Genomic DNA, 18,039 nt, shown 5'->3' on the forward strand with positions numbered 1-18,039 from the left:
GCCTATGCCCTCGATCCAATCCACAGGGTGGCGCCGATCAGAGCGCCGATCCCCACGACCCACGCGATGACACCTTCGGAAGCCGGCCCGAGGCCGCCCAGCGAGTTACCACCCGGCTGGTTGTTGCCGTCGCTGACCGACTTCACGTAGGCGACGATGTCCTTCTTCTCCTCGGGCGTCAGCTGCCGGTCGGAGAACTTCGGCATGTTCTCCGGTCCGGTCTGCATCGCGGTGTAAATCTCTTTCTCGCTCGCGGGGCCGAGCTCCGGCGCGTACTTACCGGACGACAGCGCGCCGCCCTGACCGGTGAAGTTGTGGCAGGACGCGCAGTTGAGCCGGAACAGCTCACCGCCACGCGCCGGGTTCTCGCCCTGCAGCTGCTCGCCGTGGCCCTCGGGGCTCTGCGGACCGCCGCCGTGCGCCTGGATGTAGGCGCCGAGCGCGTCGATCTCGGCGGGCGTGTACTTGGCAGGCTTGCGCGCAGCCTGTGCCTCCTGGCGCACCAGCGGCATCCGGCCGCTGGAGACCTGGAAGTACACCGACGCCTCGCCGACGCCGATCAGGCTCGGCCCCTTGTCCTGGACGCCCTGCAGGTTCGACCCGTGACACGAGATGCAGGTGTTGTTGTAGATCTGCTCGCCCTTGCGCAGCTGGGCCGGATCGGACTGCGCCTCTGCGGTCTGCGGCTCCGGCGCGAACACGGCGTACATACCGCCCGCACCGATCAGCGCCATCGCGAGCGCGGCGAATCCGGCGACCCGCCTGCGGAACTTCGAGCGGCGGCCCGCTCGCCGGTCGCCCGCCGCTGCGGGCTTCTTGGTGGAGGTCATCTTCTGCGGCAACCCTTGCTGTCAGTTCGGCCGTACTGGGGAGAACGGATCACAGTGGTCAATGCGTCAGGGGACGATGTAGATCACCGCGAACAGGCCGATCCACACGATGTCGACGAAGTGCCAGTAGTACGACACGACGATGGCCGAGGTGGCCTGCGCCGGTGTGAACTTGCTCAACTTCGTCCGGATGAGCAGGTAGACGAACGCGATCAGACCGCCGATGACGTGCAGGCCGTGGAAGCCCGTCGTCATGTAGAAGACGGTGCCGTAGGCGCCGGAGGGGATCGTCACACCCTCGCTGATCAGCGTCATGTACTCGCCGGCCTGGCCGAGCACGAAGACCGTGCCCATGAGCAGCGTAATCAGGTACCAGCGGCGCAGGCCGAAGACGTCACCGCGTTCGGCGGCGAACACGCCGAACTGACAGGTGAACGAGGACGCCACCAGGATGATCGTGAACGGCAGTGCATACGCGATGTCGAGGTGGATCAGCTCTCCGGTGGCTTCGTTCACCGGAGGCCAGTGCCCCGTCTCGTTCTGCGCCTTGACCGTGAAGAACATCGCGAACAGCCCAGCGAAGAACATGAGCTCGCTGGACAGCCAAACAATGGTGCCGACGCTGACCATGTTCGGCCGGTTCAGCGAGTGCACTCGCTGGCTGATGTTGGGAGCTGCCGTTGTCACGAGTCGCATTATGTCTGTTCGCCTCCCGGCCGTGCAGCCCGGGTCCTACGGAGAGTCGTGGAAACCTCGAGATCGCCTGGTGATCGCCTGGGTCCGCGGAGGTCCGGACGGTTAACATCGACGCGCGGCGGCAACGAGGCCGCCCGAACGCCCGACATGGAGGACGGCACATGACCGATCAGTCCCAGCGGATCCTCGTGTTCAGCCACCGGCCGGAGGTCCGTGACACGATCATGGGCGCCGTGGGGCGCAGGCCGGCGACGGACCTGCCCACGGTGACCTACGTCGAGGCGTCCGGGGTCGCCGACGTACTGGCCGAGATGGACGCAGGCACCGTCGACCTCGCTATTCTCGACGGCGAGGCCCAGCCCACGGGCGGCATCGGGCTGTGCAGGCAGCTCAAGCACGAGATCACCGCCTGCCCGCCGATCGCCGTGGCCGTACGGCGCGCCGACGACCGATGGCTCGCGACCTGGTCGCAGGCCGACGGCGTGCTGGTGCACCCGCTGGACCCCCTCGCCGCCGCCGAAACGATCGCCGAGGTGCTGCGCAGGCAGCGCCTCCCTGCCGTACAGGGTTGATCTCGCACATGCCTGACGCACACACCTGGCCCACGATCCTGGGCAGGCTCATCGACCGCACCGATCTCTCCGAGGAGGAGACGGCGTGGGCGATGGACCAGATCATGTCCGACGCCGCGACCCCGTCCCAGATCGGCGGGTTCGCCGTCGGACTGCGGGCCAAGGGCGAGACTCCCGGGGAGATCGCCGGTATGGCGTCGGCCATGCTCGCGCACGCGCGCACCCTCGACATCGACTACACGGCGGTCGACATCGTCGGCACCGGCGGCGACCGCGCAGGCTCGGTGAACATCTCGACGATGTCGTCGCTGGTCGTGGCCGCGGCGGGCGCCCCGGTGGTCAAGCACGGCAGCCGGGCCGCGTCGTCGAAGTCGGGCGCGGCGGACGTGCTCGAAACCATGGGTGTGGCGATCACCATGTCGCCGGAGGACGTGCTGCGGTGCGTCTCCGAGGTCGGCATCGGCTTCTGCTTCGCGCCCGCCTTCCACCCCGCACTCAAGTACGCGGGTGCGACGCGGCGCGAGCTGGGCGTGCCGACGACGTTCAACATGCTCGGCCCGCTGAGCAACCCCGCGCAGCCGTCGGCGAGCCTCATCGGCTGCGCCTACCGGGACAAGACGCGGGTGCTCGCCGAGGTGTACGCCGATCGCGGGCACGACGTGCTGCTCGTTCGGGGTGACGACGGTCTCGACGAGATCACCACGACGACCACGACGACCGCGTGGGTCATCACCGGCGGCACCATCAGGGAGACGACGATCGATCCGCGGGCTCTGGGGATCTCTCTCGCCACCGAGGAGGATCTGAAGGGCGGCACCCCGGAGATCAACGCGCGGGCCGTCCACGAGCTCGTCAGCGGCAAAACGGGGCCCGTGCGGGACGCGGTGCTGCTGAACGCGGCGGGCGCACTCACGGCCTACCACGGGTTCTCCGGGGACCTCTCCGCCGACCTGAGCGCCCATCTCGGCCGCGCGGCCGAGGTCCTCGACTCCGGGAAGGCCGCGGACCTGTTGCAGCGCTGGATCGACTTCTCGGCGACGGTGACGGCCTGACGCCCGCTCCCCGTCCCCCGAACACAGGCGAAGGCCCTGCCACCCGGGAACACCGGAGCGGCAGGGCCTTCGCCTGTGCGACGCTACGGTCGCGGTGACTCTGCGGGGCGGTGACGCCGCGCGCGGCGGCTCAGTGGTGGCTCGGGCCCGAGTGGTACTCGAACACCAGACCGCCGATCGTGACCAGGAGGCCGATGATGGCGAAGATCAGCAGCCAGATCTGCATGAACGCGAGCGAGACACCGGCCAGGGCCGCGAAGGCGGCGAGGCCGACCGGCCAGTAGCTGCCGGCGCTGAAGAAGCCCAGTTCGCCCGCGCCGTCGCTGACCTCGGCCTCCTCGTTGTCCTCCGGCCGCGCCGGGATACGACGCCCGACGAAGCGGATGTAGCTGCCGACCAGGAGCGTGAGGCCGCCGGTCAGAATCAGCGCGACGGTGCCGATCGGCTCGACCCCGTCCTCGGTCATGACGCCCGTCATCACCCCGTAGACGACCGCCACGAAGAACGCGAAGACCATGACGATGTCGAACAGCCTGGCTTCGTTCTTCATGTGCCCTGTGTCCTTACTGGTAGCTCAGCGTTCGTGATCAGCGTACTGAGAGTGGATCCGATACTTCGACGCCCGCTCGCCCGCGATGACGCGGAGCGGGTCCGCGCCGCCGCGGGCGGCGAGCCGGTCAGCCCGAGGCCGTCCGCAGCGTGCGGTCGGTGGCGAACGGCGTGGTCGTGGTCGCGGTCGGGCTGCACAGCTCCTCGTCGCAGCCCTCGCCCTGCAGCGCCTCCAGCGCCTCGGCCGCCGTGTTGGGCTCGCCGGTCCGCGGGTTGATCTGCGCCCGGAGCTCGATGTAGCGGTCGTACAGGTCCGGCGACAGCGCGCGCACCTCGAAGTTCATCATCGCGTGGTACGTGCCGCACAGCTCGGCGCAGCGGCCCACGAACGCGCCCTCGCGGTCGATCGTGTTCTGGAAGGTGTTGTCCTGGTTGTTCTTCTCCGGGAACGGCATGACGTCCCGCTTGAAGTTGAACTCGGGCACCCAGAACGAGTGGATGACGTCGGTGGCCCGCAGGTTGTACTGGATCGTCCGGTCGGTCGGGAGCACCAGCAGCGGGATCTCCGACGAGCTGCCGACGGTGGAGATCGTCTGGCCGTTCTCGGCCTTCTGCTCGTCCGGGTAACCGAACTCCCAGTTCCACTGGAACGCCGTGACGTCCACCGTCACGTCGGGCTCGTCCTCCTCGGCCAGCACCTGGCTCTCGGTGGTGGCGGTGAAGAAGAACAGCACGCACACCATGATCACCGGCACGACGACGCAGAACAGCTCGAGCGGCACGTTGTACTGGAACTGCCGCGGGAGCGCCTCCTCGCCGGGCCTGTCGGCCGCCGACGGCTTCTTCCGGTGGAAGATCATCGACCAGAACATCAGGCCCCAGACGATGACGCCGACGACGAGCGCGGCGATCACGGACCAGGTCCAGAAGGTCCGCATGCTGTCGGCCTCGGGGGTGACGCCTTCCGGCCACCCGAACCGCAGGACCTCCTCGCCGGAACATCCCGTCGCCAGGACGGCGACAAGCCCGGCGAGCACGGTCACCTTGGCGACCTTGCCCCGGCCTGTGTTCCGGGTGCGTTCTGGAACGCCCACTGCGCGATGCCTCCTCGCCCGATCACTACGTGACGTAGGGGGACTTTAGCCGAGGTGAACCGGATCGGCGCCCAAGGGGTATCCGTGCCCCCGCCGCCGTAACCGCGGACACACTGCGGGCATACTGGCGACTCCAGCGCTGCATCGGTTCACGGCCGGGTCACGGCCGGTGCGCGATCGGCCCCGGCGCCAGCCGCCGGCAGGCCGGGTGACGAGCCGATTCGGCGAGCCCGCAACGAGCAAAAAGGTGTGTGAAGAGGCGTGTGCGGCCTGCTTGGACTGGTGTGTCCCAGTGAGAACGACGCGGCGACGGCACGGCCCGCCGTGAGCGAGGCGCTGCGCTGCCAGCGGCATCGCGGCCCCGACGAGACCGACACCTGGGCCGACGGCGAGGTCGTGTTCGGTTTCAACCGGCTCGCGATCATCGACGTCGACCACTCGCACCAGCCGTTGACCTGGGGCCCGCCGGAGAATCCGACGCGCTACACCATCAACTTCAACGGCGAGATCTACAACTACCTCGAGCTGCGGGCCGAACTGGCCGAGCAGCACGGTGCGACGTTCGACACAGAAGGCGACACCGAGGCGATCGTCGCCGCGTACCACCACCTCGGCCCGGCGGCCGTGGGCAGGCTGCGCGGCATGTTCGCCTTCCTGATCTGGGATTCCGAGGCGAAGGTCGTCTGCGGCGCCCGTGACCCGTTCGGCATCAAGCCGCTGTTCGTCTCGACCGGCCCGAACGGCGTGGCGTTCGCCAGTGAGAAGAAGAGCCTGCTCTCGCTGACCGGCACGCTCGGCCTGGCCGACGAACTCGACCCCGTCGCGCTGCAGCACTACCTGGTGCTCCAGTACGTACCCGAGCCCGAGTCGCTGCACCGGAACGTGCGGCGTATCGAGTCCGGCACCTCGTTCACCGTCTCGCCCGGCGGCGAGCTACGCACCGACCGGTACTTCTCCCCCGAGTTCCGCACCAAGCCGGTCTCCGGGCCCGCGCAGACCGCGGCGCTGCACGAGGAGGTCGCCGAGGTGATGCGCGACTCCGTGGCCAAGCACATGCGCGCCGACGTGACCGTGGGCGCGTTCCTGTCCGGCGGCATCGACTCGACCGCGATCGCGGCGCTGGCCAAGGAGCACAACCCGAACCTGATCACGTTCACCACCGGGTTCGAGCGCGAGGGCTACTCGGAGGTCGACGTCGCCGCCGAGTCCGCAGCCGCGATCGGCGTCAAGCACGTCGTCCGCACCGTCTCCGCCCAGGAGATGATGGAGACGCTGCCCCTGATCGTCTGGTACCTCGACGACCCGGTCGCCGACCCGGCGCTCGTGCCGCTGTGGTTCATCGCCCGCGAGGCCCGCAAGCACGTGAAGGTCGTGCTGTCCGGCGAGGGCTCCGACGAGCTGTTCGGCGGGTACACGATCTACCGCGAACCCCTGTCGCTGGCACCGTTCGAGAAGGTGCCCGGTGCGTTGCGGCGGCTCGCCGGGAAGGTGTCGAAGGCCATCCCCGAGGGCACGCGCGGCAAGGACCTGCTGCGGCGCGGATCACTGCCCCTGGAGGAGCGCTACTACGGCAACGCCCGCCTGTTCCGCGACGACCAGCTGCGCGAGGTCCTGCCCCAGTACACCGAGGGCGTGGGACATCAGGACGTCACGCAGCCCTGGTACGACCTGTCCCGCGGCTGGGACCCGGTGTCCCGGATGCAGCACATCGACCTGTTCACCTGGCTGCGCGGCGACATCCTCGTCAAGGCGGACAAGGTGACGATGGCCAACTCCCTCGAGCTTCGGGTGCCGTTCCTCGACTCCGAGGTGTTCCGCGTCTCGTCGGGTATCCCGCTCGACCAGAAGATCACCAAGGAGACGACGAAGTTCGCCCTCCGCAGGGCGCTCGACGGCATCGTCCCGTCGCACGTGCTGAACCGCCGCAAGCTCGGCTTCCCCGTGCCGATCCGCCACTGGTTGCGCAGCGACATGTACGACTGGGCGCGCGGCATCATCGCCGACTCGCAGACCGGTCACCTGCTGGACAAGGCCGCGGTCCGGGCCCTGCTCGACGAGCACCGCGCGGGCACGCTCGACCACAGTCGCCGGCTCTGGGCACTGCTGGTGTTCATGATCTGGCACGGCATCTTCGTGGAGAACGGCGTCAAGGTCGACGTCCCGGAGCCGCAGTACCCGGTGTACCTCTAGGACGCACCGCGCCCGACGACCGCCGCCGGCGATGCCCCGTACCTGCGGGGTGTCGCCGGCGGTCGCGTGTCGGGCCCCTTCCCCGGCGACCGGGCTTCGCGGGGTGCCGGGCCGGGGTCCGCGTGCCCGGCTCGTCGGCGGCGGCCGGGTGTGTTCCACAACGCGCTGCCGTGCGTGCGCCGCTACAGTGCAGCCATGACGCAGCCGGCGCCCGGGTGGTACCCGGACCAGACCGATCCGCGGTTCGCGCGCTGGTGGGACGGCTACCGGTGGACGCCGTACACCCAGCCTGTCCCGCAACAGCCCCACCCGGCGCAACCGGCGCCGGTGCAGCAACAGCCGTACCCGCCCCAGCAACCCTCCCACCAGGCCCAGTATCGGCAGCAGTGCGAGCAGGGCACGCAGCAGCCGCAGCAGTACGGGCACCAGCAGGCCGCACCACTCCATCCGCCGACGCAGCAGGTGGCTCCGCCGCACGCGCCCGACGGCGCTGCGCAGCCGGCACAGGGCCCTGCCGATCCGCACGGGGCCGGACAGCACGCCGGCCGGCACAGCACCGGGGCGCAGCTCGGCGCCGGCCCCGTGTACACCGCCCCGGCACTGCACATCGTTCAGGACAAGCGCTACTTCGTCGGGATGCTCGTCGGCGCGAGCTATGCGGTTACGGACCAGGCGGGCACCCTCCTGGGTGGCGTCGTCCAGGTCGACCCGGGTGCGTCGAAACAGGCCCGCACGTACAGCGACGACGGCGGCGGCATCGGCTTGTCCCAGCACTTCGAGCTCTTCGACACCTCCGGCGCGCCGTACTTCCACGTCGCGCGGGCACTGCGGGCCCAGTCCGCGGCCAAGCCGCGGTTCGACGTCACCCTGCCGGACGGCGCCCCGCTCGGCCACGTCGAATCCGAGAAGCTCGTCGGACGGATCACGATGGGCCTGTACGCGAGCGGCATGCGTATCGGCCAGTTGAAGCTGGGCGGGATCCGGAACAACGTCCTCAATCTGACCGACGCTGGTGGGCGCCAGGTCGTCGAGTGCGCGCGCAAGCCGCCGATGTTCAGCCGGGAGGACGCCTACAACCTGACGCGACCCGTCCCGCTTCCCGAACCGCTGGGCACGTTGATCCTGGCCGGCATCATCGCGGTGGACAACGCGTTCTTCGCGAGGACGCAGGCGTCGCTGTTCTGACGCATGCTTAACCCTGCCGAGCGACTACCGGGCGGTACGACACCACTACCGATTGGTAAGCCTGTCGCCCCGCCGCAGCGCTACCTAGGTTCGGTCGCAATGAACAGCGCCGACCGCGATTCCGCCCTCCGCACGCCGTCCCTCGACACGCCGTCGCCCAACGCTCCGTCGCTCCGCACTCCGTCCCCCAACGCTCCGTCCCTCCGCACTCCGTCACCCCGTACCTTCGCGTCGCGCACGTCCGCGCCGGGAGCGCCGGAACCGGAGTCCCTCGACGGGCTCATCGCGGACTGCCGCGACATCCCTCGTCCGCACGTGCCCGGACAGCGTCCGCACCCGTCCGCTCGGCCGTGGAACGTGGACGAGGCATGTCACGCTCAGGTTGCAGGACTGGACGTGTACGGCTGACACCAGGCAAGCTCACCGCCAGCCGCGGTCAACGGCGATCGCGGCCCCACTCCCCATCCCCGGGCCGGCGGCATCCGACCGGCCCGACGACAGCGAAACGGGCGCCGGTCGATGACCGGCGCCCGTTTCGCTGTGTCCGTTTTCGCAGTCGGACGTCCCCGCTCGTGGGGCGCGACTCAGTGGAACGAGTCGCCGCAGGCGCAGGAACCGCCCGCGTTCGGGTTGTCGATGGTGAAGCCCTGCTTCTCGATCGTGTCGACGAAGTCGATCTGGGCACCCTCGACGTACGGAGCGCTCATCCGGTCGACCGCGACGCGCAAGCCGTTGAAGTCGCGGTACAGGTCGCCGTCGAGCTCACGCTCGTCGAAGAAGAGCTGGTAGCGCAGGCCCGCACAGCCACCCGGCTGCACCGCGATGCGCAGGTGCATGTCGTCGCGGCCCTCCTGGTCGAGCAGCGCCTTGGCCTTGCCGGCGGCGGTCTCGGTCAGGACGACGCCGTGGGTGGCCTCCTCGGCGGCGGTGTTGCCGGTCTGCTCAGCGGTCGTCATGGCACTCCCTCAAGTCGCTGTCCCGGGGCTCGATCTCCACGCGGCAGTCACCTCGCGGAGCGGACATTCCCCATGCTCACTCCAGTATTCCACCGGAGGCAACAAGGAGGACGGCCGTCTTGTTCCCCGACGGCCATGGTGGCACATCGGCCGACCGCCTGAACATCGGCAGTGAGCACTGCAATACCCTGGCAGCGTGAGGTTCCTGCGCCGGGGCAATGCCCAGAAGTCCGAATCCGATTCCGCCGAGACCACGGTCGACGTCGACGGGTCCGGCGAATCTCACGCACCCAAGGGCTACACCCCCGCCAAGGGCAGGCCGACGCCCAAGCGCGTCGAGGCCGAGGGCAAGCGCCGCGGCCCGGTCGCGCCGCCCCCGACCACGACGCGGGAGGCGATCCGCCGGAACCGGGAGCTGAAGAAGCAGAATCCGGCGACCAAGGAGGACAAGGAAGCGCGTCGCGCCGCCGCCCGGGAACGCCGGGAGAAGATGATGGCGGGCGACGAGCGCTACCTGCTCCCCCGCGACCGCGGGCCGGTGAAGCAGTACGTGCGCGACCTGATCGACTCGCGGCGCAACATCCTGGGCCTGTTCATGCCGCTGGCCGTACTGGTGTTCCTGTCGCTGCTCGTACCGGTCGTGGCGATCCAGCAGTACGCCACGCTCGTCACGACGATCTTCCTGCTCGGCATGCTGGTCGAGGGCTTCATCAACGGCAGGCGCGTGGCGAAGGCCGCGCGGGAGCGGTTCCCGAACGAGACGATCCGCGGGGCCTCGCTCGGCTGGTACGCGTTCGTGCGGGCGAGCCAGCTGCGGCGGCTGCGGGTGCCGAAACCGCGACTCAAGGCGGGCGACCCGATCCCGTGACGACGCGGGCCGGCGACGGCCCGTGGCACCTGCACCGGGCCGTGTGACGCGCGGTGCCACCTCACCACCTGCGACACGGACCACCGTCGGCACGGTCGCTCGGTATGCCCGGCCTGCCGGCCGGGTCCGGCCGGAGCGGGCGGCTCTCGTGACTCTGCCGTGTCGGATCGGTCGTGTCGCGCGCAGGTTCGACTCCGGTGGCTCGCCCGCGTGTCGGGGCGTCGCGTGCCGTGCCCCGATGCGTCCGGGAGTCGGGCGCCTGGGAGTCGAGTGACCGGGAGTCGAGTGCCTGGGCGGGGCGCTTCGGGGTGAGGACCGGGTGGCGGCGTGCGGGGTGGGTCGCCCCTTGGGGCGTCGTCACCCGCGTCACCCCGTGGGTCGGGTCGTACCGGACACGCCAGCGGGGATCGTCTTTGAGCTGGTGGTGCCGTCGGCAGCGTGGTCCGCCGTTGGCAACCGACGTCGACCCGCCACCGCCAGGCGCGGCCCAGGGGTGCTCGTGGTCGTGGTCGCAGTGCCGGGCCGGCGCCGCGACCGGGCCATGCCATCCACCCGCGTATAGCAGGCGCCGGCCACCTCGGCAGGCAGGTGCGCTTCGAACGAGGACATGACGTGCTCGCCCGGCATGAGTTCCACCCGGCGCTCCGCCCGTGCTCGTCGTGCGCGTTCGGTCTGCCCGCCCGGATCGACCTTCTCCACCAACCTGCGCACACGTTGGGCCAGATTCCCGGCTTGCCACGCCGTTTCCGGCGCCTCCACCAGCCGCTCCGCCAACAACGCATCGACACCCCGGGCCGCGTCATCGTCGAGCGGGTCGACCACCGTCAGCACCCGCCGCGACCCGTACGACTCGACCTCACCCGCGCGCATCGCGGCCAGCAACTGCGGCATCCGACCTGTCACCGATGCGCCGTCGTCGATGCGCCGCCGCCGGCCGACGCTCCGCGCCGGGATCGTCGGCTCCGGCGCCACGGTCTCGATCATCACGCCTCCGGTTCGTTAGCCACGCGAACTACAGGGCTAAGCTCGTGGCATGGAATTTCGACGTCTCGGCCGCAGCGGCCTCAATGTCAGTGAGATCTCGTACGGCAACTGGCTCACCCACGGTTCCCAGGTGGAGGAGGACCAGGCGCACGCCTGCATCAAGGCGGCCCTGGACGCCGGCGTGACCACCTTCGATACAGCCGACGTCTACGCGAACACCGCCGCCGAGTCCGTCCTCGGCCGTGGCCTGCAGGGGCAGCGCCGCGAGAGCCTGGAGATCTTCACCAAGGTCTTCTGGCCGACCGGCCCGAAGGGCCCGAACGACAAGGGCCTGGGCCGCAAGCACGTCATGGAGTCGGCGCACGCCTCTCTGAAGCGGCTCGGCACCGACTACGTGGACCTGTACCAGGCGCACCGCTTCGACCACACGACGCCGCTCGAAGAGACGATGCAGGCCTTCGCCGACCTGGTGCGGCAGGGCAAGGTGCTCTATGTCGGCGTCTCGGAGTGGACGGCCGAGCAGATCACCCGCGGCGCCGAACTGGCCCGCGAGCTGAAGATCCCGTTCGTGTCGAACCAGCCGCAGTACAACATGCTGTGGCGCGTCATCGAGGACCAGGTCGTGCCCGCCTCCGAGCGCGAGGGCATGAGCCAGATCGTGTGGTCGCCGATCGCGCAGGGCGTGCTCACCGGCAAGTACAAGCCGGGCCGGCCGCTCCCCGCGGGTTCGCGTGCGACGGACGAGAAGGGCGGCGCGAACACCGTCCAGAAGTTCCTGCGCGACGAGGTGCTCGAGCGGGTCGAGAAGCTCACCCCGCTCGCCCAGCAGGCCGACCTGTCGCCGGCGCAGCTGGCCGTGGCGTGGGTGCTGCAGAACCGCAACGTCGCGTCGGCCATCATCGGCGCCTCGCGCCCGGAGCAGGTGCACGAGAACGTCAAGGCCGTCGGTGTGACGCTGGACGACGACCTGATGACGGCCATCGACGACGTGCTCGGCGACGTCGTGGTCACCGACCCGCGCGAGACGAAGAGCCCCGAGTCGCTCTGAATCGCCGGGCCCTGCTCAGTCGGGGCCGGCTCGGTCGGGGCCGGCTCAGTCGGGACAGGCTCAGCGGTCGCGCCCGCCGTCGTCGGAGTGACGGCGGCGGGCGTCGGCCGCGGCCGACCACACGAGCCGCACCTCGTCCAGCAGCCGCCACGGCTTGCGTGCGGCCGTGCGCGGCAGCGACCCGGTGAACCCGACCGGGTGCCTGCGCAGCCTGCGCGCCATGCGGCCGGGTTTGCTGAGCATGCGGTGCCGCAAGTCCTGCAGGTAGCGCCGGCGGACGTCGCGTTCGATGGAGGTGCCGCACGTCAGGCACGTGGTGACCACCAGCAGCCGCCCGGCGTAGGCGAGTTCGTGCCGCGTCTCGCGGCCGCACCGGTGGCAGGCGAGCGTGGCGTGTTCGATCGTTCCCTTCGCGCCCATCGCTTCCGTCCTCGTCGACGTCACGTCCGGTAGTCCGCCGCGGCCAGGACCTGCTCGGCGACCACGAGATCGTGCGGGTAGGTGATCTTGAAGTTCTGTTGCTCCCCGCGCACCCACCGCACCGGGAGCCCGGAGAACCGCTCCATCACCGAGGCCGTGTCGGTGCCCACGAAGTCATCACGCGCGGCACGCTCGTAGACCTCGAGCAGCGGCCCCGCGCGGAAGCCCTGCGGCGTCTGGGCCCGCACGATCGACGCCGGTTCCTGTCCGGTGAGCACCCCCGCACCGTCCACGGCCACCAGGTCGTCGGCGGGCAACGCCGGAATGGCTCCCCCACACTCCCGGGCCTCGTGCAGCACACCCGCGATCAGCGAGGGACTCACCAACGGCCGCGCGGCGTCGTGGATCAGGACCGTGTCGACCGAACCCTCGTCGATGCGGCTCGACAGCCAGCGCAGCGCGCGCAGCTCCGACTCCTGTCGTGTCTCTCCGCCGTAGACGAGCTCCACCGGCGCGTCGACCTCGCGGTCCAGCACCCAGTCCACCAGGTCCTTGTCCTGCGGGCGCGTGACCAGGAGCAGGACACCGATCTCGGGCACCCGCGCGAACGCGTCGAGCGACCACGACACCAGCCTGCGCCCCGCCAACGGCAGGTACACCTTGTTCATCTCCGCGCCGACCCGCGTCCCGGCCCCGCTGGCCAGCACGACGCCGGCCGCGGGCGGAACCCGGCGGCTCCGGCCCGCCGCGCCCCGCCGGGTTCTCCGTTCCGCCACGGCGGAGATCATACGAGACCGGACTCATCCGAGTTCGCCGCCGAGCAACTCGTCGATCGTGGCCAGCAGCCGCGCGCCTGCGACGCCGTCGGCGACCCGGTGGTCGACGCTGAGCCCGAGCGTGCACCGCAGCCGGGTGCCGATCCCGCCCGGCACCGGCACCACCCGCGGCTCGACCGTGCCGACGGCCAGCGCGGTGGCCTGCGGCGGCGTCAGCAACGCCTGAAATCCGCCGACGCCGCTGCCGCCGAGGTTCGACACGGTGCTCGACGCGGTCGCCGACAGCTCCGACAACTCCAACCGGCCCGTCCGGGCCCGCGTGACGACGTCGTCGATGCGCCGGGACAGCGTCGAGAGGTCGCCGGTGTCCGGATCGGGCAGCACCGGCGCGAGCAGTCCCCGTTCGGTGTCGACGGCGATCGCGAGGGACAGCCTGTCGCAGGGCTGCACCCCGTCGTCGGTCCACGTGGCGTTCAGCTCGGGATGCCTGCGCAATGCGGCGGCGAGGACGCGGGTGAACACGACCGTCCAGCTCACGCCGCCGCGCCGGCGCTGCGCCTCGTCGAGGTCGACATCGCGGTACAGCACGAACTGCGGCACGTCGGCGCTCGCCGTCATCCGCCGGGCGATCGCGGCGCGCCCGTCCCGGCGGCGTGCAGGCGCGTTCGCCGGGGACGCCGCCGGTTCCGGCGACCGATCACCATCCCGCGGCGGCTCGGCCCGCAGCTCTTCGGCCCGCAGCTCTTCGGCCGGGAGATCGGCCACGCGGATCGTGTCCCACGGGCCGGTCGGGGTGAGCGCTGCGAGGTCCACTCCCCGTTCCCCTGCCAACCGGCGCGCGGCGGGCACGGCGGCGGGCGGGCGAGGCGGAGCCGCTCCGGCCGCGCCGTTGACACCCTGGGCCGCCGGGGTGGCGCCGACCGCCTGCCCGCTGTTCACGGGCGCCGGTGCGGAGTCGGGTACCGGAGCCGATGGGGACTCCGGTGCTGGGGTGTCCGGTACTGGGGTGTCGGGTGCTGCGGGCTCCGGCGCCACGGTGTCCGGTGCTGGGGTGTCCGGCTCCGCGGAGGCGGAATCCGGCGCGGGGTCGTCGAACAGCCCGGCCAGGAGATCGTCGTCCTCGGAGTCGACGTAGGCGATGGGGTCGCCGACGGCGATGACGTCCTCCGGGGCCGCGACGAGTTCGGCGAGTACACCGTCGACGGTCGCCTCGACCTCCATGTCGACCTTGTCGGTCGTGACCTCGCAGACGACCTCGCCCTGGCGCACCTGCTCGCCCTCGGCCTTGTGCCACGTGACGAACACGCCTTCGGTCATGGTCATCGACATCTTCGGCATGACCAGCGGGACCTGCTTGTTCACCATCGCCGCACCAACTCCCCTGCCTTCGTCACGATGTCGTCGACCTGTGGCACCGCGGCCTGTTCGAGCTGGGGTGCGTACGGGATCGGCGCGTCGAGGCCGCACAGCCGGGACACCGGCGCCTGCAGCCGGCCGAACGCGGGCGATTCGACGATGCGCGCGGCGATCTCGGACATGAATCCGCCGGTCTTCGGCGCCTCCTGCACCAGCAGTGCCCGGCCCGTCGCGGCCACGCTGTCCACAATGGTCCGATCGTCGAGTGGTCGGAGCGTGCGCGGGTCGAGCACGCCGGCCGACACGCCGTCGGCGGCGAGCCGCTCGGCGGCCTCGAGTGCGCGCGACACCATCACGCCGGTGGCGACGATCGTGACGTCGGTTCCGGTACGGCGGACCGCCGTCTCGCCCAGCGGCACCCGCACGGGCTCCTCCGGCACCGGCCCGCTCTGCTTGTAGAGCAGCTTGTGCTCCAGCACGATCACCGGGTTCGGATCGTCGATCGCGCTGAGCAGTAGGCCCTTCGCGTCGGCGGCGGTGCTCGGCATCACCACCTTCAGGCCCGGCACGTGGGCGAACCACGCCTCCAGGCTCTGCGAGTGTTGAGCGGCCGCGCCGGTTCCGGAGCCGCCCGGCGCGCGCAGCACCATCGGCACGGTCGCCGCGCCGCCGAGCATGAAGTGGATCTTCGCCGCCTGGTTGGCGATCTGATCCATCGCCTGGGCCGTGAAGTCGGAGAACTGGATCTCCACGATCGGGCGCATCCCCGCCAGGCCCGCGCCCACGGCGGCGCCGACGATCCCGAGTTCGCTGATCGGGGTGTCACGCACCCGCTCGGTGCCGAAGCGGTGCACCAGATCGCCGCTGACGCCGAACGCACCGCCGTAGGTGCCGACGTCCTCACCGAACAGAAACACCCGGTCGTCGGCCGCCATGGCCTGCGCCATCGCCTCGCGCACGGCCTCGGAGTAGGTCAGTGTCCGCGGTTCGACCGCCGCCGAGTCCACGGGGCCGGAGGCGGGTCTCGTGTCGCTGGTGGTCGTCATGCTCGGGCTCCTCCGGCGATCGGCTCCCCTGCCGGGGCGTAGACGGCGTCGGTCAGCGTCGCGGCGTCGGCGTCCGGTGCGGCGTTCGCCGTGCGGATCGCCTCCCGCACGCGGTCGCGCGCGAGGGTTCTGCACTCCTCGACGTCCGATGCGGACAGTGCGGGCGCGGTGGCGGCGCCTGCCGTCGCACCGCCACCGGTGACGGCGGCCTCGAACGCCGCGATCGGATCGCGCTCGCGCCAGCTCTCGATCTCCTCGCGGGTGCGGTAGAGGTTCTTGTCGCTCTTGGAGTGGCCCTTCCAGCGGTAGGTCAGCGCCTCCACGAACGACGGCCCGCCTCCGGACCTCGCCCGCTGTACGGCGTCGGCGACGGCGTCGTGCACGGCCTGCGGATCGTTGCCGTCCACCGTCACACCGGGGATGCCGTAGCCGTGCGCACGCTCGGCGAGGGTGTCGACGTTGAACGCCCTGTCGACCGACATCGACATGCCGTACCGGTTGTTCTCGCACACGAACACCACCGGCAGGTCCCAGATCGCGGCCAGGTTGACACCCTCGTGCCAGGCGCCCTCGTTGACGGCGCCGTCGCCGAAGAAGCTGACGACGACCTCGGAGCCGCCGCGCATCCGCACGGCGAGTCCCGCACCCGCCGCGATGGGCACGCCGCCAGCGACGATGCCGTTGGCGCCGAGGTTGCCGGTGGCGACGTCGGCGATGTGCATCGACCCGCCGCGGCCCCGGCAGTAGCCGGTCTCCTTGGCCAGCAGTTCGGCCATCATCGCGTCGAGCTTCGCACCCTTGGCGATGCAGTGGCCGTGACCGCGGTGGGTCGAGGTGATGTAGTCGCCTTCGGACAGTGCCATGCAGGCACCCGTCGGCACGGCCTCCTGGCCGATCGACAGGTGCATCGTGCCGTGCATGAGGCCGCGCGCGAACATGTCGTCCACCGCCTCCTCGAAGCGGCGGATCGTCCACATGGTGGTGAGCGCGTGCCTGGCCGACTCCGGATCCGTGGTCAGCGTCACGGGAGGGTCACCTCCTCGCCCGCCAGCAGCCGGTCCTGCAGCCTGCGCAGGGTGGCGATCGTCGTGGTCTCGTCGACGGCGACGTCCTCGGCCGTCAGCACGGTGCCCTCGGGGACGTCGCGGAGCACGCGGCCGCCCGGGACGAGGCCGAGCGGGAGGTGCCCGTCGTCGCGCACCGCGGAGGCCCGGTCGGTGATGCCGTACACGGTCTCGCCGCCGATGCCGTCGATCCGTTCGCCCGCGGCGAGGTCACGCTTGGCCACCGCGAGCACCTCGGCGTTCCAGGCCACAGGGGCGAGACTGGGAGTGCGGTCCACGACGGCCTCGGCGACCGACAGCGGCGCCTCGACGCTCGCCAGGTGATACGGGCGGTAGAAGGTGTAGTACGGGCCTTTGCCCATGCCCAGGTAGGCCATTTCGGACACGACGGCGGGGTGGTCGCTGCGGCCGATGACGAACACGCCGGGCGCGACCGGGCCGGTGCAGTAGTCGACCATGCCCTCGCCCGGCAACACGCCGCCGTCGGACTCCGGTCGGAAGGTCTCCGCCAGTGCCTCGACCGTGCAGTGCAGGCCGGTCATGCCCCGCGAGGGCACGACGAGATCCACACCGTTGGCCAGCGCGGCCATCTCGATCATCGTCTTCGAGCCGTCGACGAAGCTGGCGAGCATGTGCGGGTTCATGCCCTTCGCCTCGGCCTCCTCGGTCAACGACGCGGGTGTGGCCGACGGGCGGAGCGGGTTGTTCTTGCCCTTGCCCGCGCAGACGACGTCGAAGCCGATGTCGCGCACGTAGTCGGCGAGGGCCTTGCACTCGACGGGTTCGTCGCCCCGGCACACCGTGTACACGCGGCCCGTCCGCTCGGCGACGGTCTTCAGCAGGTAGCCGATGGTCACGTCGCATTCGACGTTGAGCATCGCGATGTCCTGGCCGGCCAGCAGGCCGTGGAACGCCACCCGGGCGCCGACCTCGGGCACTCCGCTGGCGTCGACGAGCACGTCGAGCGGCAGGCCGGTCAGCGTGGTGGCGTCGCCGGTGACGACGGGCGTGCCCGCCTCGATCATCCGCGACAGCTCCGCGCGGTCGCCGCTCAGTACGGCGTCGCCGCGGCCCGCCTCGGCGAACGCACGGCGTCCGCGGTCCGGGGCGATGTCGGCGATCGCCGCGACCTCCATCCCGTCGATCCGGCTCGCCTGCACCACGAAGCCGAGCCCCATCTGCCCCGCGCCGACGAGCCCGACCCGGACCGGCCGGCCCAGTTCCCGCTCCCGTGCTCGCAGCCGATCGACATACCTCATCCGCGTTTCCTCCGGTCCGCTTCGCCTGCGCCTGATGCGGGTGAACGTGGGTGCACACCACCGCATCCACACGCCGTGTTTGCACAAATGTGAG

18 protein-coding genes are annotated in these 18,039 nt (G+C 70.6%); 6 read left to right on the forward strand and 12 right to left on the reverse strand.

Translation table 11 applies throughout. From position 1 onward, the window contains the following. Window positions 1–2: 2 nt before the first annotated feature. Together qcrC and ctaE are read right to left on the reverse strand one after the other, a co-directional pair. Window positions 3–830: a cytochrome bc1 complex diheme cytochrome c subunit gene (gene qcrC, locus LY13_RS05090; protein ID WP_253827013.1), complete on the reverse strand. Its 828-nt coding sequence runs from the start codon at window positions 828–830 to the stop codon at window positions 3–5. Between the two features lie 66 nt (window positions 831–896). After that, on the reverse strand, window positions 897–1,526 hold the full coding sequence (ctaE, locus tag LY13_RS05095) for an aa3-type cytochrome oxidase subunit III (protein WP_253827016.1): 630 nt from the start codon (window positions 1,524–1,526) through the stop codon (window positions 897–899). A gap of 161 nt (window positions 1,527–1,687) precedes the next feature. Between ctaE and LY13_RS05100 the strand changes: the two genes are divergently transcribed. Then, entirely contained in the window at window positions 1,688–2,098 is a 411-nt protein-coding gene (locus tag LY13_RS05100) for a response regulator (protein ID WP_253827017.1), read from the forward strand. A gap of 8 nt (window positions 2,099–2,106) precedes the next feature. Further along, the gene (gene trpD / locus LY13_RS05105; protein ID WP_253827020.1) at window positions 2,107–3,150 is read left to right on the forward strand and encodes an anthranilate phosphoribosyltransferase; all 1,044 of its coding nucleotides are present in this window, start codon (window positions 2,107–2,109) and stop codon (window positions 3,148–3,150) included. Between the two features lie 130 nt (window positions 3,151–3,280). On the opposite strand, the gene LY13_RS05110 is transcribed toward trpD, so the two are convergent. Both LY13_RS05110 and ctaC read right to left on the reverse strand, forming a co-directional pair. After that, window positions 3,281–3,700, reverse strand: a complete 420-nt coding sequence (locus LY13_RS05110) for a cytochrome c oxidase subunit 4 (RefSeq protein ID WP_253827022.1) — start codon at window positions 3,698–3,700, stop codon at window positions 3,281–3,283. A gap of 127 nt (window positions 3,701–3,827) precedes the next feature. Then, window positions 3,828–4,793: an aa3-type cytochrome oxidase subunit II gene (gene ctaC / locus LY13_RS05115; RefSeq protein ID WP_253827023.1), complete on the reverse strand. Its 966-nt coding sequence runs from the start codon at window positions 4,791–4,793 to the stop codon at window positions 3,828–3,830. A 261-nt stretch (window positions 4,794–5,054) separates the two neighbouring features. Here ctaC and asnB point away from each other — a divergent pair, with 261 nt between their 5' ends. Next, window positions 5,055–6,983 carry an asparagine synthase (glutamine-hydrolyzing) gene (gene asnB, locus LY13_RS05120; protein ID WP_253827024.1) on the forward strand — a complete coding sequence of 643 codons (1,929 nt, stop codon included), beginning with the start codon at window positions 5,055–5,057 and terminating at the stop codon, window positions 6,981–6,983. Between the two features lie 195 nt (window positions 6,984–7,178). Continuing rightward, window positions 7,179–8,168, forward strand: coding sequence for a DUF2510 domain-containing protein (locus LY13_RS05125; RefSeq protein WP_253827025.1), 990 nt, complete (start codon window positions 7,179–7,181; stop codon window positions 8,166–8,168). Window positions 8,169–8,752: 584 nt separating this feature from the next. Here LY13_RS05125 and LY13_RS05130 read toward each other — a convergent pair. Further along, window positions 8,753–9,124 carry a HesB/IscA family protein gene (locus LY13_RS05130; RefSeq protein ID WP_183654991.1) on the reverse strand — a complete coding sequence of 124 codons (372 nt, stop codon included), beginning with the start codon at window positions 9,122–9,124 and terminating at the stop codon, window positions 8,753–8,755. 196 nt (window positions 9,125–9,320) lie between these two features. Between LY13_RS05130 and LY13_RS05135 the strand changes: the two genes are divergently transcribed. Beyond that, on the forward strand, window positions 9,321–9,992 hold the full coding sequence (locus LY13_RS05135) for a DUF3043 domain-containing protein (protein WP_253827027.1): 672 nt from the start codon (window positions 9,321–9,323) through the stop codon (window positions 9,990–9,992). Between the two features lie 366 nt (window positions 9,993–10,358). Here LY13_RS05135 and LY13_RS05140 read toward each other — a convergent pair whose 3' ends face one another. Next, window positions 10,359–10,976, reverse strand: a complete 618-nt coding sequence (locus LY13_RS05140) for a DUF222 domain-containing protein (RefSeq protein ID WP_253827028.1) — start codon at window positions 10,974–10,976, stop codon at window positions 10,359–10,361. A gap of 49 nt (window positions 10,977–11,025) precedes the next feature. Here LY13_RS05140 and LY13_RS05145 point away from each other — a divergent pair, with 49 nt between their 5' ends. Next, window positions 11,026–12,024: an aldo/keto reductase family protein gene (locus LY13_RS05145; RefSeq protein ID WP_253827029.1), complete on the forward strand. Its 999-nt coding sequence runs from the start codon at window positions 11,026–11,028 to the stop codon at window positions 12,022–12,024. 60 nt (window positions 12,025–12,084) lie between these two features. Here LY13_RS05145 and LY13_RS05150 read toward each other — a convergent pair whose 3' ends face one another. Genes LY13_RS05150 through LY13_RS05175 form a run of 6 tightly spaced genes read right to left on the reverse strand, consistent with a single transcriptional unit; the run spans window position 12,085 to window position 17,945 of the window. Next, window positions 12,085–12,444, reverse strand: coding sequence for a hypothetical protein (locus LY13_RS05150; RefSeq protein ID WP_253827030.1), 360 nt, complete (start codon window positions 12,442–12,444; stop codon window positions 12,085–12,087). 20 nt (window positions 12,445–12,464) lie between these two features. Continuing rightward, window positions 12,465–13,232 carry an IspD/TarI family cytidylyltransferase gene (locus LY13_RS05155; RefSeq protein WP_253827031.1) on the reverse strand — a complete coding sequence of 256 codons (768 nt, stop codon included), beginning with the start codon at window positions 13,230–13,232 and terminating at the stop codon, window positions 12,465–12,467. 12 nt (window positions 13,233–13,244) lie between these two features. Further along, complete coding sequence (locus LY13_RS05160) at window positions 13,245–14,585, reverse strand: dihydrolipoamide acetyltransferase family protein (RefSeq protein WP_253827032.1); 1,341 nt, start codon at window positions 14,583–14,585, stop codon at window positions 13,245–13,247. After that, window positions 14,579–15,622, reverse strand: coding sequence for an alpha-ketoacid dehydrogenase subunit beta (locus LY13_RS05165; RefSeq protein WP_301298453.1), 1,044 nt, complete (start codon window positions 15,620–15,622; stop codon window positions 14,579–14,581). The genes LY13_RS05160 and LY13_RS05165 overlap by 7 nt, the downstream gene beginning before the upstream one ends. Further along, a complete protein-coding gene (locus tag LY13_RS05170; RefSeq protein ID WP_253827033.1) occupies window positions 15,619–16,647 on the reverse strand; it encodes a thiamine pyrophosphate-dependent dehydrogenase E1 component subunit alpha in 1,029 nt (342 codons plus the stop codon). The genes LY13_RS05165 and LY13_RS05170 overlap by 4 nt, the downstream gene beginning before the upstream one ends. Further along, window positions 16,644–17,945, reverse strand: a complete 1,302-nt coding sequence (locus LY13_RS05175; RefSeq protein ID WP_253827035.1) for an NAD(P)H-dependent oxidoreductase — start codon at window positions 17,943–17,945, stop codon at window positions 16,644–16,646. The genes LY13_RS05170 and LY13_RS05175 overlap by 4 nt, the downstream gene beginning before the upstream one ends. Window positions 17,946–18,039 lie beyond the last annotated feature (94 nt).

The sequence above is a fragment of the Prauserella aidingensis genome, assembly GCF_024171865.1.
GTDB classification, from domain to species: Bacteria; Actinomycetota; Actinomycetes; order Mycobacteriales; family Pseudonocardiaceae; genus Prauserella; species Prauserella aidingensis.

Excerpts from the sequence above, each read along its gene's own strand:
- qcrC (WP_253827013.1), bottom strand. The coding sequence starts at position 830 with ATGACCTCCACCAAGAAGCCCGCAGCGGCGGGCGACCGGCGAGCGGGC.
- ctaE (WP_253827016.1), bottom strand. The coding sequence starts at position 1,526 with ATGCGACTCGTGACAACGGCAGCTCCCAACATCAGCCAGCGAGTGCAC.
- LY13_RS05100 (WP_253827017.1), top strand. The coding sequence starts at position 1,688 with ATGACCGATCAGTCCCAGCGGATCCTCGTGTTCAGCCACCGGCCGGAG.
- trpD (WP_253827020.1), top strand. The coding sequence starts at position 2,107 with ATGCCTGACGCACACACCTGGCCCACGATCCTGGGCAGGCTCATCGAC.
- LY13_RS05110 (WP_253827022.1), bottom strand. The coding sequence starts at position 3,700 with ATGAAGAACGAAGCCAGGCTGTTCGACATCGTCATGGTCTTCGCGTTC.
- LY13_RS05125 (WP_253827025.1), top strand. The coding sequence starts at position 7,179 with ATGACGCAGCCGGCGCCCGGGTGGTACCCGGACCAGACCGATCCGCGG.
- LY13_RS05130 (WP_183654991.1), bottom strand. The coding sequence starts at position 9,124 with ATGACGACCGCTGAGCAGACCGGCAACACCGCCGCCGAGGAGGCCACC.
- LY13_RS05140 (WP_253827028.1), bottom strand. The coding sequence starts at position 10,976 with ATGATCGAGACCGTGGCGCCGGAGCCGACGATCCCGGCGCGGAGCGTC.
- LY13_RS05145 (WP_253827029.1), top strand. The coding sequence starts at position 11,026 with ATGGAATTTCGACGTCTCGGCCGCAGCGGCCTCAATGTCAGTGAGATC.
- LY13_RS05150 (WP_253827030.1), bottom strand. The coding sequence starts at position 12,444 with ATGGGCGCGAAGGGAACGATCGAACACGCCACGCTCGCCTGCCACCGG.
- LY13_RS05155 (WP_253827031.1), bottom strand. The coding sequence starts at position 13,232 with ATGATCTCCGCCGTGGCGGAACGGAGAACCCGGCGGGGCGCGGCGGGC.
- LY13_RS05160 (WP_253827032.1), bottom strand. The coding sequence starts at position 14,585 with ATGGTGAACAAGCAGGTCCCGCTGGTCATGCCGAAGATGTCGATGACC.
- LY13_RS05165 (WP_301298453.1), bottom strand. The coding sequence starts at position 15,622 with ATGACGACCACCAGCGACACGAGACCCGCCTCCGGCCCCGTGGACTCG.
- LY13_RS05175 (WP_253827035.1), bottom strand. The coding sequence starts at position 17,945 with ATGAGGTATGTCGATCGGCTGCGAGCACGGGAGCGGGAACTGGGCCGG.